Below are 13,289 nucleotides of genomic sequence, written 5' to 3'. Positions count from 1 at the left end.
ACTTAGTCACCGGGGAACGCGACAGCCGCTAGCCGCTCGAACTCCACCGGCTTGGTCAAGTGGGCATCGAAACCCGCCTCGGCTGCCCGATGACGATCGCTGTCCTGCCCCCAGCCAGTCAGGGCGACGATGCGAACCCCGGTCCCCTTCATCGCGCGCATGCGTTTGCACGCTTCATACCCGTCCATAAAGGGCAAGCCGATGTCCAGCAAAACGATTGCGGGGTTGAACTCGTCGAGCAAGTCGATCGCAGGTTCAGCAAGATAGCTGATGCGCACGTCACTGCCATGGTGTGACAACAAGTGTCCCAACGCGTCCGCAGCGTCCTTGTTGTCGTCGACAACCAGCACCCGCAAGCCTGCCAGTTTTGCTGCTGCGGATGGCGCGGATTGAGGCGCTTCCAGGCTCGCCAATGCGGGTGCTGGAATACGAATGACAAAGGTGCTGCCGGTTCCGGGGCCTTGACTTTCGGCACTGAGCGTTCCGCCGTGCAGGCTGACCAGGCTTCGCGCCAGGGCCAGGCCGATGCCCATGCCGCCATGACGCAGGGCGCTGTCTGGGCGGACTTGGGTGAACAGTTCAAAGATAGTGGGCAATGTGTCCGCAGCGATGCCGACGCCGGTGTCCGTGATCGCGATCACTTGCTCAACCTGGGATGGACTTGGACCAGGCTCCAGGCGCGTGCTGAGGATGATCTTGCCGTCGGCAGGCGTGAATTTCACCGCGTTATGCAAAATATTCGAGAGCACCTGCGACATCCGGGTGGCATCCACGCACAGCCGTCGTTGGGGATCATCGATCTGCACCGTCAATTCGAGACCCGCTGCGGCCAGTGCGCTGCGGTTGGCTTCCACGGCGGTTTCCACCAGGCTGCCCAAGGTGACGGTCTCGTGTTGCAGCACGACCTTGCCGGAGGTAATGCGCGAGACGTCCAGCAGGTCGTCGATGAGACGCACCATATGGGTCGTCTGGCGCTCCATCATGGGCTGCACTTTGGCGACGATGGGCTCATGCATGGCCCGCTTGAGCAGGTCGGTGCCGGTCCGGATCGGCGCCAGCGGATTGCGCAACTCATGGGCCAGCACCGCCAGAAACTCATCCTTGCGGCGCGCGCCTTCGCGCAGCGCTTTTTCGCTACTGCGCAGCGCTTCCTGCACCTCGATCCGTTCGATCAGATCGGCCGCCTGGCGGCCCAGCAGGTCGAGGAAACGGAGTTCGCGCTCGCTCAGTTCGCGAGGTGCGTGCCAGTGCGTGGAAAACATGCCCATCGGTTGGCCGGTGCGGCTGATCAGCGGCGTGGACTGGGCGGAACTGAAACCCGCGTCTGCATGTAATTTGATCGAACCGTCCGGATCGGGGGCGTCGCGCCGGAATTCGACCATGGCGCGCTTGCCTGTGGACAGGGCAATCCCGCAGGGTGAGCCGGATGATGCATCCACGCGCGCAAAATGCGTCAACATGTCCGCAGCGAAACCGCGCGCGGCGAGAAAGGTCAGGGTATTGCTATCCTTGTTGAGCAATTGAATCGTGCCGGCATCGGCCTGCGTAATATTGATCGCAGCATCAAGAATCTCGCCGAACAACGCGTCGCTGCCTTCCGTGCCGATCAGACGCGAGGCGACGTCCCGCAATAAACGGGTGTCCTGCAGTTCGCGCGAAATGGCCTGGGCATTCTGGTCCCGCTCCGACTCACGGGCAGCAAGATTACGGACTACGCTCACGGTGGCGGACACGGCCGACGCGAACACCGCCAGGCTGGCGACCACCCGCAAGTCTTCCTTGTCGAAGGTGTGATCCTGACTGTGCGCGACGATCCAGACGGTGCCGACCAGCTTGCCATTGTTGGCAAATGGCACCAGCAATACCTCTGTCGGTGGCGCGTGCAAGCTGGCGGTGTAGGGATAGGCGCGGACCACGTCGCGCATCAGCAGCGGCTCGCCTCTGCGCAGGACCTCGCCGCAAGGGCTGAAGTCGCGCGGCATGGTGCCGTGGAGATAACGAGCATATTCGCCAGCGGTGGCGATCCACCGGAAGATTTCCTTGCCGTCTTCCGTCTCGGCAAGACTCAGTCCGGCCGACCCGGCAGCCGTCAATCGCAGTGCGACTTCTACCAGGCGCTGCGCCACTGACTCGGGATCGTTGGCCAGTTCGCCCATCAACTCCATCATGGCAGCGTTTTCCGCCTGATGGTTGGGGGCTTTCGACGGCCGCTGCTGAAGCAAGTGGGTGTGAATCACCTGGTCGGCGCTCCAGGGAAGGTCAACCGCTGCATGTAAAGTTTGAGCCACTTCATTCTCCATGGGGTGCATCACTCCCGCGCGAGGATGCGTCGCTCGACAAACGATGCAGTCCGGTAGCGATAGATGAACGATGTGGTGGTGTCGGACGAAACGACATCTAGCGTGCCGCCGTGGGACTTGGCGATTTCGGAGACGATGAACAGCCCCAGACCCAGGCCTTCGCTCGGGCTTTGGCCCTGTGCCCGCCAAAACGGCTTGAACAATTTCGCCACGACTTCCCTGCTGATCGGGCTGCCCTGGTTCGATACCGCGAGTTCAAAGATGCCGTTGACCTGGCTGGCCCGGACGTGCACCGGTTCCGACTGGCTGCCGTGGACCAGGGCATTTTTCAGCAAGTTGGACAGCAGCTGTCCCATGCGCGCCGCATCGCATAGCAGCGAAAGATCCTCGGGCAGCACGGCGACGATTTGCCGATCCGCATGCGCGGCCCGCAGTTCTTCCACTACCTGTGCCAAAGTCAGATGCAGGGCTTTCTCGTGCCGCATATTGAGCGAGATGCCGCCGCCCATGCGGCCACGGGTGAAGTCCAGCACATCGTCGATCAGGCCGGCGATGCGTTCAATACTGCGGCGCATGCGGTTCAGCACCGGAACGGCGGCGGGTGTCGCGTGGTGGCGCAACAATTCGGTGCCGTTCAGCAGCGCGCCGAGCGGCGTGCGCAGGTCATGCCCCAGAACTGCGATGAATTGTTCGCGCAGCTGCGAGGTTTCCAGCGCGTCGCTCAGCGCCAGCTCGGAGGCGTTGAATCGGACCTCGTTGACCAATTGACGCGAAATGAGTTCGGCAAACAGCATCAGGGTGTTCTGAATCGACGGCGTGGTCAGCGCCGCCGGCTTGGGATCGAGGCCGCACAAGGTGCCGAAATATTCGCCATCGGGCCGATACAAAGGAATCGAGAAATAGCTTTGGAAGCCATATATCCGCGGCGTGTGGTGGTCGCGGTATTTATCGCTCTCCCGCACGTGGTCGATGATGACTGCGGAGTTGGTGTCGCGGACTTCCTCGCAAATCGTGGTGGTGACGTCGAGGCTGTCGCCGACGTTGAGACCGAATTCAAGCTGGTCCAGCACGGCGCATGAGTGCCAGCTGTCCTGCGTGACGCGGGCCACGCAGACGAAGCCTAGCCCGGTGAGTTCGGCGACCGCTTTCAGAATGGTCGGCACTGAGCCTATGCTCTGAATGGAGGCGATATCTGTCTGTAAGCGGGAGGTCATGAGGTGACATGGTATCACCCTTTAGGTAGCTCAACCGCGCGCCACGCCGGCCAAAGGCCATGCCAGTGACTGGTAGTCATAGGATAACAACACGCCTTCTTCAGTGTTGCTTGCCGCTCTAAAGTGACGTCAGAGCAGTTCTGAACCGGGCGCTTCGCCTGACCACACTTTTTGGAGAATATCATGAGCGTTAAACATGTCTTGTTTGTCCTGACCAACACCCCTGAAATCGGCCCCCAGCATCGTCCTACCGGGTACTTCTTCGCCGAGGTGGCGCATCCTTACGACGTATTTGACCAGGCCGGCATCGCCATCGAATACGCGTCGCCGCTGGGCGGCACGCCACCGGAAGATGGCTACGACGGCGCCGATCCGGTCCAGGCGGCCTTCCGCGATAGCGCGGCGATCCGCCGCATGGGCCGCAGCCGCAAACTGTCCGAAGTCGATGTGCTCGACTACGACGCCGTGTTCTTCCCAGGCGGACTGGGACCGATGGTGGACATCGCCGTCGACCCCGAGGTCAAGCGCGTGGTGGCGCGTGCCTGGGAGGCCGGCAAGATCGTCGCCGCCGTCTGCCACGGCCCGGCGGCATTCCTGGGCGTGACGCTGTCCGACGGCACGCGCCTGATTGAAAACCGCAAGCTGACCTCGTTCTCCAACGCGGAGGAGGCCGGCTACGCCCAGGCCGACGTGCCGTTCCTGCTGGAAGACGCGCTGCGTGCCGAAGGCGCCGACTATGTGGAAACTGCGGTCTGGCAGCCGAAAGTGGTGATCGACGGCCGCCTGTTCACCGGCCAGAACCCGGCTTCGGCCGGCCCGTTGGCAGAAGCCATCGTTGAAGCAATGAAAGGAGAATGAGCATGAGCGCAACTACCCCAATCACCATCGTGGCCCGTTGGCTGCCGGCCGAAGGCGCGTATGACCAGGTGCGGGCTGTCATAGACGAGCTTCGTCCACTATCGCTGGCGGAACCGGGCTGTCTCGGCTACGAAGTGTTCGAAAGCGCCGCGCAGCCACGCAGCTTCCTGTTGCTGGAGCATTACCGCGATGCGCAGGCGCTGGAGGACCACAAGCAGTCGTCGCATTATCAGGCGCTGGTGGTGGGCCGCGTGCTGGCTTTGCTGGCCGAGCGCAAGGTCGAGGTGCTGCAGGCGCGGATCTAGCTGTAGGCTCCGGGCCGGCGCTCAAAACCGCCACGATTCCCATCCTCCATTTGGGGGCGTATCAGGATATCGCGCTCCCAATGGAGAACTGGTACGCTCTCCATAACCTGTTGCCGACTTTGCATCTGGTGACCTTGCCACTTTTGTGGAAACCTGATTATTTACCTGACCTCCCATGCGCAAAATCCTGATCCAGACCACTATTGAAACGGCCGTTGAAGACTGGTCGATCCAGCGCTTCTCGCTGCTAGTGCAACTGCTGCGCGACCAGCGCGACGCCGACGGTGCGCCGCTGTTCGAGGTGCTGGCGCGCGACCGCGCAGTCAGCGGCCAGCCCGATCCGGTGCTGGCCGGTCTGGATCGCAGCGATATCGACGTGCTGTGGCTGCTGGCGGTGGATGTCGGCAACGGCCTCCACCCCGAGGAATGCCGGGCCATCGAACGCTTCCGCCAGCGCGGCGGCGGCGTGCTGGTGGCGCGCGATCACATGGACCTGGGATCGTCGGTGTGCGGCCTGGCCGATATCGGCGCCGCGCATCATTTCCACACGCACAATCCGGAGCAGGATGCGCGCCGCCGCGTCAACGACGACACCGGCACGCCGGCTATCCTGTGGCCGAATTACCATTCCGGCCGCAACGGTGACTACCAGCCGGTGACCATTTGCGCGCCACTACATCCGGTAATGGCCGATCCGGCCTCGCCAACCGGCGCGATCCGCTGGTTCCCGGCGCATCCGCATGAAGGCGCGGTCAGCGCGCCGCCGGGGCAGGACGCGCGCGTCATCGCCCAGGGCCGCAGCATCGTCAGTGGCGAGATGTTCAACCTGGCCGTGGCCTTCGAGGGCGAGGGCGGCCGTGGCCGCGCGATTGCCGCCAGCACCTTCCACCATTTCGCCGATTACAACTGGGACGCGCAACAGGGCTGTCCGGGCTTCGTCAGCGAAGCGCCGGGCGACGGCATGCACACCCATCCGGCCGCGCTGGCCGATATCCACCGCTACGTGGTCAATGCGGTGCACTGGCTGCTGCCCAATTAATCTGTTGTATCTAACCAACTTTATTCAAGTTTCATGCTCGTTGCAGGAAAAGTATGCTAACTTCCCAAGAGAGTTTCGTATCAAGTGTAACAAGATGTTCCCAAAACTATCGGACTGACAACAGTCTGCCGCTGTACACCGCCCGGCACGTTGCCGCATGAACAGACTTTATTTGGTCTTTCAATAGTTTACTAGTGAAAAAACTGGTAAATCGCCGTTAAGAAACTTTACTTCCCCACGATTCTTAAGATTGCCTTAATGCTGCGGTGTTTTTACATTTGCGCCTGATAAGTGACGCATTTTGTCCACGCTGACATTGGTGAAATCTTTCCCGCGTGTTGTCATGTGACCCGACTTTGATTACCCCTCAAGGTCCCGCCCATGAAGTCTCAAAGACTCACACAACAAATCGGGAATTAATATGACCAAAGAAACTGTTATCTCGCGCTCGCTGCGCCTGATGTTCTCCGGCACCGTGGCCTTTGGCGCGATCGCCGGTGCACATGCCCAAACCGCGCCGGAAGCGCCTATCGCCCGCGTGGAAATCACCGGTTCGTCCATCAAACGCGCGCAAGTTGAAGGCGCGCTGCCGGTACAGACCGTCTCCCGTGAAGACATCGCCAAGACCGGCGCCACCAGCACCGAAGCGCTGCTGGCCAGCATCACCGCCAATACCGCCGTCGGCGGCACCGTGAGCGCCCAGGGCGCCGGCGCCTCGACCTACGGTCTGGCTGCCGCCTCGCTGCGTGGCCTCGGCTCGAACAAAACCCTGGTGCTGGTCAACGGCCGCCGCCTGGCCAACTTCGCCACCGACGGTACCTCGGTCGACATCAACTCGATCCCGCTGGCCGCTGTGGACCACGTGGAAATCCTGAAAGACGGCGCGTCCGGCGTGTACGGTTCCGACGCCATCGGCGGCGTGATCAACTTCATCCTGCGCAACAACTACAACGGCGTGGAAGTGACCGGCTACGGCAGCGGCACCAAGGACGGCGGCGGCCGCAACACCAAGGCCTCGATCCTGGCCGGCTTCGGCGACTACGACGAAGACCGCTACAACTTCACCGTGTCGGCTGACGTCGCCAAGGAACAAGCGATCTACGGCAGCCAGCGCGGCTACGCCCGCGAATCGTGGAACAACAACGGTCTGCGTGACGCCTCGGCGACCCCAAGCGGCAACCTGAGCACCTTCAACCCGACCACCAAGCCAAACGCCAACGGCGTGATCCCGAATTCGCTGGCCTCGCTGGGCTCCGGCCTGGGCAACCCGCTGAATGGCGGCGATTGCACCACCAACGGCAGCCAGTTCGACGCCAACACCGGTTCGTGCCGCTTCAACTCGGCCGGCGCCGTGCCGCTGTTCCCGGACGTGACCCGCGCCAACGTCTCGGCCAACTTCCGCTTCAAGCTGAACGAGCAGAACGAATTCTTCATCGAAGGCTTCCACTCGGAACAGAAGACCACCACCAGCGAACAGTCGTCGCCGTACAGCGCCTCGTTCCTGTCGACCGACAACGCATTCGCTACCGCCAATGTGTACCCGGCCATCATCCTGTCGCCAAGCAGCCCGTACTATCCAGCGTCCTACCTGGCCGCCAACTACCCAACCGTCAATGGCCAGCCGGTGACCGTCAGCTACCGCGCGTTTGACGGCGGCGGTCGCTCGCACGACGACCACGCCAAGATGAGCCATCTGGTGATGGGCTTCCGCGGCACCGTCAAAGGTTACGACTACGATGTGGCCTACACCCATAACTCCAGCAACGTCAGCGAAGACACCATCTCCGGCTACCAGTCGCAGCTGGCGCTGGTCAAACTGCTGAGCAACAACAACGCCTTCAACCCGTTCGCTGCGACCCAGTCGCCAGCACTGGCCCAGCAGATCTACGCCACCAACTACGTTGGCAATATGATCAACTCGACCCTGAGCAATGACTCGCTGAACGCGCGCATCTCGGGCGACCTGTACCAGCTGCCAGCCGGTATGGCCAAGTTCGCAGTGGGCGCGTCGATGACCGACGAGAAGCTGGACCTGAACCCATCGGCTGCTTACCAGTCGGGCGACATCTCGGGCTACGGCGGCCAAACGCTGCCGCTGTCGGCGTCGCGTAACTCGTCGGCGATCTTCGCCGAGCTGAACGCACCGATCCTGAAAAACCTGGAAGCCGATCTGGCCGTGCGTACCGACCGCTATCCAAACGCGACCGCGACCAATCCGAAGGTCAGCTTCCGCTACCAGCCGCTGCAACAAGTACTGGTGCGCGCTTCCTACGGCCGTGGCTTCCGCGAAGCAGCGCTGCCTGAGCTGAACAACCCGCAAACCTTGGGCACCAGCGCCAGCTTCACCGATCCGAAGACCAACACCTTTGGTCAGTTCAACGTGCTGGCCGGTGGCAATCCAAACCTGAAACCAGAGAAATCGGAACAGACTTCGGTCGGCTTCGTGATTGATCCGGTTCCAGGCGCTTCGATCGCGATCGACTACTGGAAAATCAACGTCAACAACCTGGTGACCTCGCTGAGCCCTGAGTTCATCGTCGACCACGAAGGCATCCCAGCCTACGGTTCGCTGGTGCAACGTGACGCGGCTGGCAACATCACCCAGATCACCAGCACCAACCTGAACGCTGGTGGCCTGAAAACCGCCGGTATCGATTTGGATGCACGCTGGACCATCGCCAAGACCGCCAACTACGGCACCTTCGCGACCCGCCTGAACGGCACCTACGTCACCAAGTACGACATGACCCTGCCGGACGGTACCGTGCAGCAGAGCGTGGCGCGCACCGTTGATGAAACCGGCTCGCCGCTGAACGCGGTCGCCAACGGCGGCATCATCCTGCGCTGGAAGCATCAGCTGGCGTTTGACTGGAAATACCAGAACTGGGGCGTCAACCTGACCCAGAACTTCCAGTCGGGCTACCACGACGCAACCCGCGCGGATGAAGACCTGGAAAAATCGGTGACGCCAGTACGTGTTGGCGCGTTCTCGACCTGGGATTCGCAAGTGTCGTACACCGGCGTGAAAAACCTGACCGTACGTGTTGGCGTGAAGAACCTGTTCAACCGTCAGCCACCTGAGATCATCGGCCTGGGTAACTACTTCCAGGCTGGCTACGATCCAACCTACTACGATGCACACGGCGCCACTGGCTACGTGTCGGCTAGCTACAAGTTCTAAGCTGTAGCAGTCTGTCGTATCAGAAGCCCTCGGCAGCAATGCTGGGGGCTTTTTTTATTGGGCCAGCAGATAGTCGATCAGCACGCGCACCCGCATCGGCACGCGGCGGCCGGCTGCATAGACGATGTTGAGCGGCAGGCGCTCCGGCTGCAAGGCCGGCAACAGCACGCTGACCTGGCCGCTGCGAATCTCGTCTTCCAGCAGCCAGCGCGGCGCCTGCGCCACGCCCAGGCCGCACAGCACGGCGGCGCGCACGTGTTCGGCGTCGCCGGTCAATAGCGAACCGCGCGGCACGTAGGACACGGCTTGCTGGCCGCTGTGGAAGCGCCATGGGTAACGCTCGCGGCCGCGCGCGAAGACGATGCAGGTGTGACGGTCGAGGTCGGACAGATTCGACGGCGTGCCATGCGCCGCCAGATAGGCCGGGCTGGCCGCTAGCACAAAATCGGTCTCCGACCATTGCTGCGCGGTGAGCGACGAGTCCAGCAGGCGGCCATGGCGGATGGCGATGTCGATGCCTTCCGCCACCAGATCGACCGGCCGTTCGGACACGGAGATTTCCACCGATACCTGCGGATAGCGCCGGAAGAATTCGGCCAGCAGCGGCGTCACGCACAGCCGCCCGTGGCCCGGCGCGGTGCTGACCCTGACCAGGCCGCGCGGCGATTGCTGGCGGTCGCCTACGGACGATTCCACTGCGTCAAAGTCATCGATCAGCTGCTTGGCCGATTCATAGAAGGCCTGGCCGGCATCGGTGATGACGACATTGCGCGAGTTGCGTAACACCAGCTGCGCGCCGAGGTGCCTTTCCAGCGCGGCGATCTGCTTGCTGACCGCCGGCTGGCCGATGCCTTCCTCGCGGCCGACGGCGGAAAAACTGCCGCATTCCACCAGCCGCACAAACAGGCGCATGGCATCCAGACGATCCATCTTTTTTGCTCCAATCAATTCCAAAGTGGAATCGATGGTATGTCGTCGACCGGCGTTTCGTCAATCGATCAGGTTTCCTATGATGCGGTCTGGATCATTAAACGGAGTGCAGCAATGAAAGCGATTTGTGTCACTGTCAACCGCGAACTTGAAGTGCGCGATCTTCCGGCCCCGCAGCAACCGGCGGCCGGCCACGTGCTGGTGGCGATGGAAGCCTCGGCCATCAATCATGGCGACAAGACCTTCCTGAAAATGCCGGCGGCGGCCGGCCCGCAGATTCCGGCGTCGCGCCACGATGTGTGGGGCGCGTCGGGCGCGGGCAGGGTGGTCGCGCTCGGCGATGGCGTGCCAGCCGAATACGCCGGCAAGCAGGTGGCGATCTATCGTTCGCTGACGCGCAGCCCGGGCAGCGTGGGCTTGTGGTGCGAGACGGCAGTTATCCCTTACACCAGCTGCCTGATCCTGCCGGAGCATGTGAAGGCCAGGGATTACTGCGGCTCGCTGGTCAACGTCATCACCGCTTATGCTTTTCTTGAGGAGGTTGCCGAGGCCGGGCTCCAGGGCGTGATCGTCACTGCCGGTAATTCGGCTACCGGCCACGCCATGGCGGCGCTGGCGCGGGCCCGGCAAATGCCGGCGATTCTTCTGGTGCGCAGCGAGGCTGCTGCCGAGACGTTGCGCGCGCTGGGCGTCGAGCACGTCATCGTCACCAGCGAGGACTATGTCGAGCAACTGGCTGTACTGGCTGCGGAACTGCGGGCGACTGCGGTGTTCGACGGCGTCGGCGGTGAGCTGCTGGGCCAGATCGCGCCGGCCCTGCCGGCGAATAGCACCGTCTATTGCTACGGCTTCCTGGGCGGCGCGGCGCCTGCCGCCATCCACACCACGCTGTTCATGATGAAAAACCTCACCATCCGCCGCTTCAGCAATTTCGAAAGCGCCACGGTCAAGCAGCCAGCGCGGCTGGTGGCGGCGCTGACGGCTCTGCAAGCGCTGATTGCCGATCCCATGTTCGCCACCTGGCAGGGGCAGGAGTTCAGCTACGAGCAGATCGACGCGGCCATGGCCTACACCTCGTCCGACGGCCGCAAGGCGATCCTGACGGCTTAGGAGGGCAGCGCCGTGCCGCAGTTCTTGCAGTAACGGGCTTCCGGTTCATGGCCGGTGCTGTGGCAGCCGGGGCAGACGCGCAGCGACAGCAGCCGCTGGCCGCGCTGGTGGGTGATCTCGGAACTGATGATACCGGTCGGCACGGCCAGGATGCCCCAGCCCAGCAGCATCATGAACGAGGCGATGGTGCGGCCGATGTCGGTCTTCGGCACCAAATCGCCGAATCCGACCGTGGTCATGGTCGAGATGGCCCAGTAGACGGCGGTGGGAATGCTGGTATAGCCGTTTTCCGGACCTTCCACCACGTACATCACGCTGCCCAGCAAAAACACGATCAGGAACACCACCGACAAAAACACGAAGATCTTGCGGCGGCTGGCCAGCAGGGCATCGCCCAGCATGCTGTATTCCTGGATGTACAAGGTCAGCTTGAGGATGCGGAAGATGCGCAGCAGCCGCAAAATACGCACGCCCGACACCACGTGCGCGGCCGGCACAAACAGCGAGATGTAGGCTGGCAGGATGGACATCACATCGATTACGCCGAAGAAGCTGCGCGCGTACAGCACCGGCCGCTGCACGCACAGGCAGCGCGCCACATACTCGATGGTGAACAGCACGGTGAAGAACCATTCGCCGGCATGCAGCCATTCGCCATACTGGTCGGCGATCGGCTTGACGCTGGTGAGTACCACCACCAGCACGCTGAGCAGGATGGCGCCGATCAGCGCCAGGTCGAAAGCGCGGCCTTTCGGCGTGTCGGATTCGAAGATGATGGCGTACAAAGCGGCGCGCCAGCCGCCGGCGGGCTTGCCGAGGCGCTGGTGGGGATCGGAGGTGAGGACGGTGGCGGAGTCTTGGGTGGTCATGGTGTTTCTATCTTACCGGCAAACGCCACGGCGGAGCGTCCATATCGAAAGGGCATGGATTCTGCCATTTTCCGCATGCCTGCGCGCTCTGCCTTTGGGCTAGCATACGCGCATGAAAAACATCCTGATCGCACTCCTGATGGCGGCTACCTTTGCCGCCCACGCCGAACCATTCGTCAAAGGCGCCGATGTCGGCTGGCTGCCGCAGATGGAAGCCACCGGCTACAAATTCTATAACCGCCAGGGCAAGCAGGAAGACCTGTTGCAGATTTTGAAGGAGGACGGCGTCAACACCATCCGCCTGCGGACCTGGGTCAACCCGTCCAGCGACCGCGCCAGCGGCCACAACAGCAAGGACGAAACCGTCGCCATGGCGGTGCGCGCGCAGAAGATGGGCATGCGCGTGATGATCAACTTCCACTACAGCGACAGCTGGGCTGATCCGCAGCAGCAGCGCAAGCCGGCCGCGTGGATCGGTCACGATTTCCCGCAACTGCTGCAGGATGTCTACGGCTACACGCATGAGGTGATGAGCGCGCTGAAGCAGGCCGGCGTCACGCCCGAGTGGGTACAAGTCGGCAATGAAACGCCGACCGGCATGATCTATCCCGAAGGTCACACCGACAACTGGCCGCAACTGGCGCAGCTGATCAACCAGGGCTACGACGCCATCAAGGCGGTCAGTCCAACGTCCAAGGTGGTGCTGCATCTGGATCGCGGCAACGACAGCCAGCGCTTCCGCACCTGGTTCGACAACGCCAAGGCCAACGGCGCGAAGTACGATGTGATCGGCATGTCCTACTACCCGTACTGGCTGGATGGCCGGCCCGACTACACCGCCTCGATTAACGACCTGGCCGCCAATATGAACGACATGGCGGCGCGCTACGGCAAGGAAGTGATGGTGGTGGAAGTCGGCGGCGAAGATACGCAGCCGCAAAATACCTACGACATGCTGGTGGCGGTGCAGCGCAAGGTGAAAGCGGTGCCGGACCACAAGGGGCTGGGCGTGATCTACTGGGAACCACAAGGTGCGCGCAGCTGGAGCCACTACGAGCTGAGCGCTTGGGGCGCCGACGGCCGACCAACCAAGGCGATGGAAGCCTTCTGCATCGACTAGCGGCGTCTGTACCAGGCGTCAACTGCTATGGCCAGTGGTGCTACCAGCAGCAGATTCCACAGCGGCGCCACCAGCATGTTCAGCGCAGCGGTGGAATTGCTCGGCACCACAAACACCGACCAGAAAGTCGCTGCGTCCAGCAGCAAGATGAGTAGAGCACCGGTGAACAAGCCGATGCCGGCACCTCGCCGCATCGCCACCGCCAGCACTGCATAAGGCGTCAGCGACCAGACGCACAACCCTGCGCGGAAGCCGGCGCCGCCGCTGCCGAGGAATAGTGCCGTTGCCAGGTGCAGGCCGGTACCGGCGATGAGCAGCAGTCGCGTGGCTGACGGAAGCTTGTTGGGCATGGGTATCCCCTTG

11 protein-coding genes are annotated in these 13,289 nt (G+C 62.4%); 6 read left to right on the top strand and 5 right to left on the bottom strand.

From position 1 onward, the window contains the following. Positions 1-2: 2 nt before the first annotated feature. Entirely contained in the window at positions 3-2,300 is a 2,298-nt protein-coding gene (locus GTP69_RS20425) for a GAF domain-containing protein (protein ID WP_161056573.1), read from the bottom strand. A gap of 8 nt (positions 2,301-2,308) precedes the next feature. After that, positions 2,309-3,463 (bottom strand): GAF domain-containing sensor histidine kinase, encoded by a 1,155-nt coding sequence (locus GTP69_RS20420; RefSeq protein ID WP_371868040.1) that lies wholly within the window; start codon positions 3,461-3,463, stop codon positions 2,309-2,311. A gap of 234 nt (positions 3,464-3,697) precedes the next feature. Here GTP69_RS20420 and GTP69_RS20415 point away from each other — a divergent pair, with 234 nt between their 5' ends. From GTP69_RS20415 to GTP69_RS20400, 4 genes are all read left to right on the top strand, one after another. Further along, positions 3,698-4,372 (top strand): type 1 glutamine amidotransferase domain-containing protein, encoded by a 675-nt coding sequence (locus tag GTP69_RS20415; protein ID WP_161056571.1) that lies wholly within the window; start codon positions 3,698-3,700, stop codon positions 4,370-4,372. Between the two features lie 2 nt (positions 4,373-4,374). Then, on the top strand, positions 4,375-4,677 hold the full coding sequence (locus tag GTP69_RS20410; RefSeq protein WP_161056570.1) for a putative quinol monooxygenase: 303 nt from the start codon (positions 4,375-4,377) through the stop codon (positions 4,675-4,677). 175 nt (positions 4,678-4,852) lie between these two features. Further along, positions 4,853-5,716 carry a hypothetical protein gene (locus GTP69_RS20405; RefSeq protein ID WP_161056569.1) on the top strand — a complete coding sequence of 288 codons (864 nt, stop codon included), beginning with the start codon at positions 4,853-4,855 and terminating at the stop codon, positions 5,714-5,716. Positions 5,717-6,137: 421 nt separating this feature from the next. Further along, positions 6,138-8,897 carry a TonB-dependent receptor gene (locus GTP69_RS20400; protein ID WP_161056568.1) on the top strand — a complete coding sequence of 920 codons (2,760 nt, stop codon included), beginning with the start codon at positions 6,138-6,140 and terminating at the stop codon, positions 8,895-8,897. Between the two features lie 54 nt (positions 8,898-8,951). Here the strand turns inward: GTP69_RS20400 and GTP69_RS20395 are convergent, their stop codons facing one another. After that, positions 8,952-9,827 (bottom strand): LysR family transcriptional regulator, encoded by an 876-nt coding sequence (locus GTP69_RS20395; RefSeq protein WP_161056567.1) that lies wholly within the window; start codon positions 9,825-9,827, stop codon positions 8,952-8,954. A 114-nt stretch (positions 9,828-9,941) separates the two neighbouring features. On the opposite strand from GTP69_RS20395, the gene GTP69_RS20390 reads away from it, so the two are divergent. Further along, complete coding sequence (locus GTP69_RS20390; protein ID WP_161056566.1) at positions 9,942-10,937, top strand: zinc-binding dehydrogenase; 996 nt, start codon at positions 9,942-9,944, stop codon at positions 10,935-10,937. On the opposite strand, the gene GTP69_RS20385 is transcribed toward GTP69_RS20390, so the two are convergent. After that, a complete protein-coding gene (locus tag GTP69_RS20385; RefSeq protein ID WP_161056565.1) occupies positions 10,934-11,806 on the bottom strand; it encodes an ion transporter in 873 nt (290 codons plus the stop codon). The genes GTP69_RS20390 and GTP69_RS20385 overlap by 4 nt on opposite strands. 112 nt (positions 11,807-11,918) lie before the next feature. Here GTP69_RS20385 and GTP69_RS20380 point away from each other — a divergent pair, with 112 nt between their 5' ends. Then, the gene (locus tag GTP69_RS20380) at positions 11,919-12,926 is read left to right on the top strand and encodes a glycoside hydrolase family 53 protein (RefSeq protein WP_161056564.1); all 1,008 of its coding nucleotides are present in this window, start codon (positions 11,919-11,921) and stop codon (positions 12,924-12,926) included. Here GTP69_RS20380 and GTP69_RS20375 read toward each other — a convergent pair. After that, positions 12,923-13,276 (bottom strand): hypothetical protein, encoded by a 354-nt coding sequence (locus tag GTP69_RS20375; RefSeq protein WP_161056563.1) that lies wholly within the window; start codon positions 13,274-13,276, stop codon positions 12,923-12,925. The genes GTP69_RS20380 and GTP69_RS20375 overlap by 4 nt on opposite strands. Between the last annotated feature and the right edge of the window lie 13 nt (positions 13,277-13,289).

Origin of the sequence: Duganella levis, from assembly GCF_009857605.1 — a bacterium.
Lineage (GTDB): Bacteria > Pseudomonadota > Gammaproteobacteria > Burkholderiales > Burkholderiaceae_D > Rugamonas > Rugamonas levis.
The sequence above is the reverse complement of the archived record's forward strand: the minus strand, read 5'-3'. Positions and strand labels throughout refer to the sequence as shown.

Bases quoted from the DNA above. Each gene is read 5' to 3' on its own strand.
- GTP69_RS20425 (WP_161056573.1), bottom strand. From the start codon at position 2,300: ATGGAGAATGAAGTGGCTCAAACTTTACATGCAGCGGTTGACCTTCCC.
- GTP69_RS20415 (WP_161056571.1), top strand. From the start codon at position 3,698: ATGAGCGTTAAACATGTCTTGTTTGTCCTGACCAACACCCCTGAAATC.
- GTP69_RS20410 (WP_161056570.1), top strand. From the start codon at position 4,375: ATGAGCGCAACTACCCCAATCACCATCGTGGCCCGTTGGCTGCCGGCC.
- GTP69_RS20405 (WP_161056569.1), top strand. From the start codon at position 4,853: ATGCGCAAAATCCTGATCCAGACCACTATTGAAACGGCCGTTGAAGAC.
- GTP69_RS20400 (WP_161056568.1), top strand. From the start codon at position 6,138: ATGACCAAAGAAACTGTTATCTCGCGCTCGCTGCGCCTGATGTTCTCC.
- GTP69_RS20395 (WP_161056567.1), bottom strand. From the start codon at position 9,827: ATGGATCGTCTGGATGCCATGCGCCTGTTTGTGCGGCTGGTGGAATGC.
- GTP69_RS20390 (WP_161056566.1), top strand. From the start codon at position 9,942: ATGAAAGCGATTTGTGTCACTGTCAACCGCGAACTTGAAGTGCGCGAT.
- GTP69_RS20385 (WP_161056565.1), bottom strand. From the start codon at position 11,806: ATGACCACCCAAGACTCCGCCACCGTCCTCACCTCCGATCCCCACCAG.
- GTP69_RS20380 (WP_161056564.1), top strand. From the start codon at position 11,919: ATGAAAAACATCCTGATCGCACTCCTGATGGCGGCTACCTTTGCCGCC.
- GTP69_RS20375 (WP_161056563.1), bottom strand. From the start codon at position 13,276: ATGCCCAACAAGCTTCCGTCAGCCACGCGACTGCTGCTCATCGCCGGT.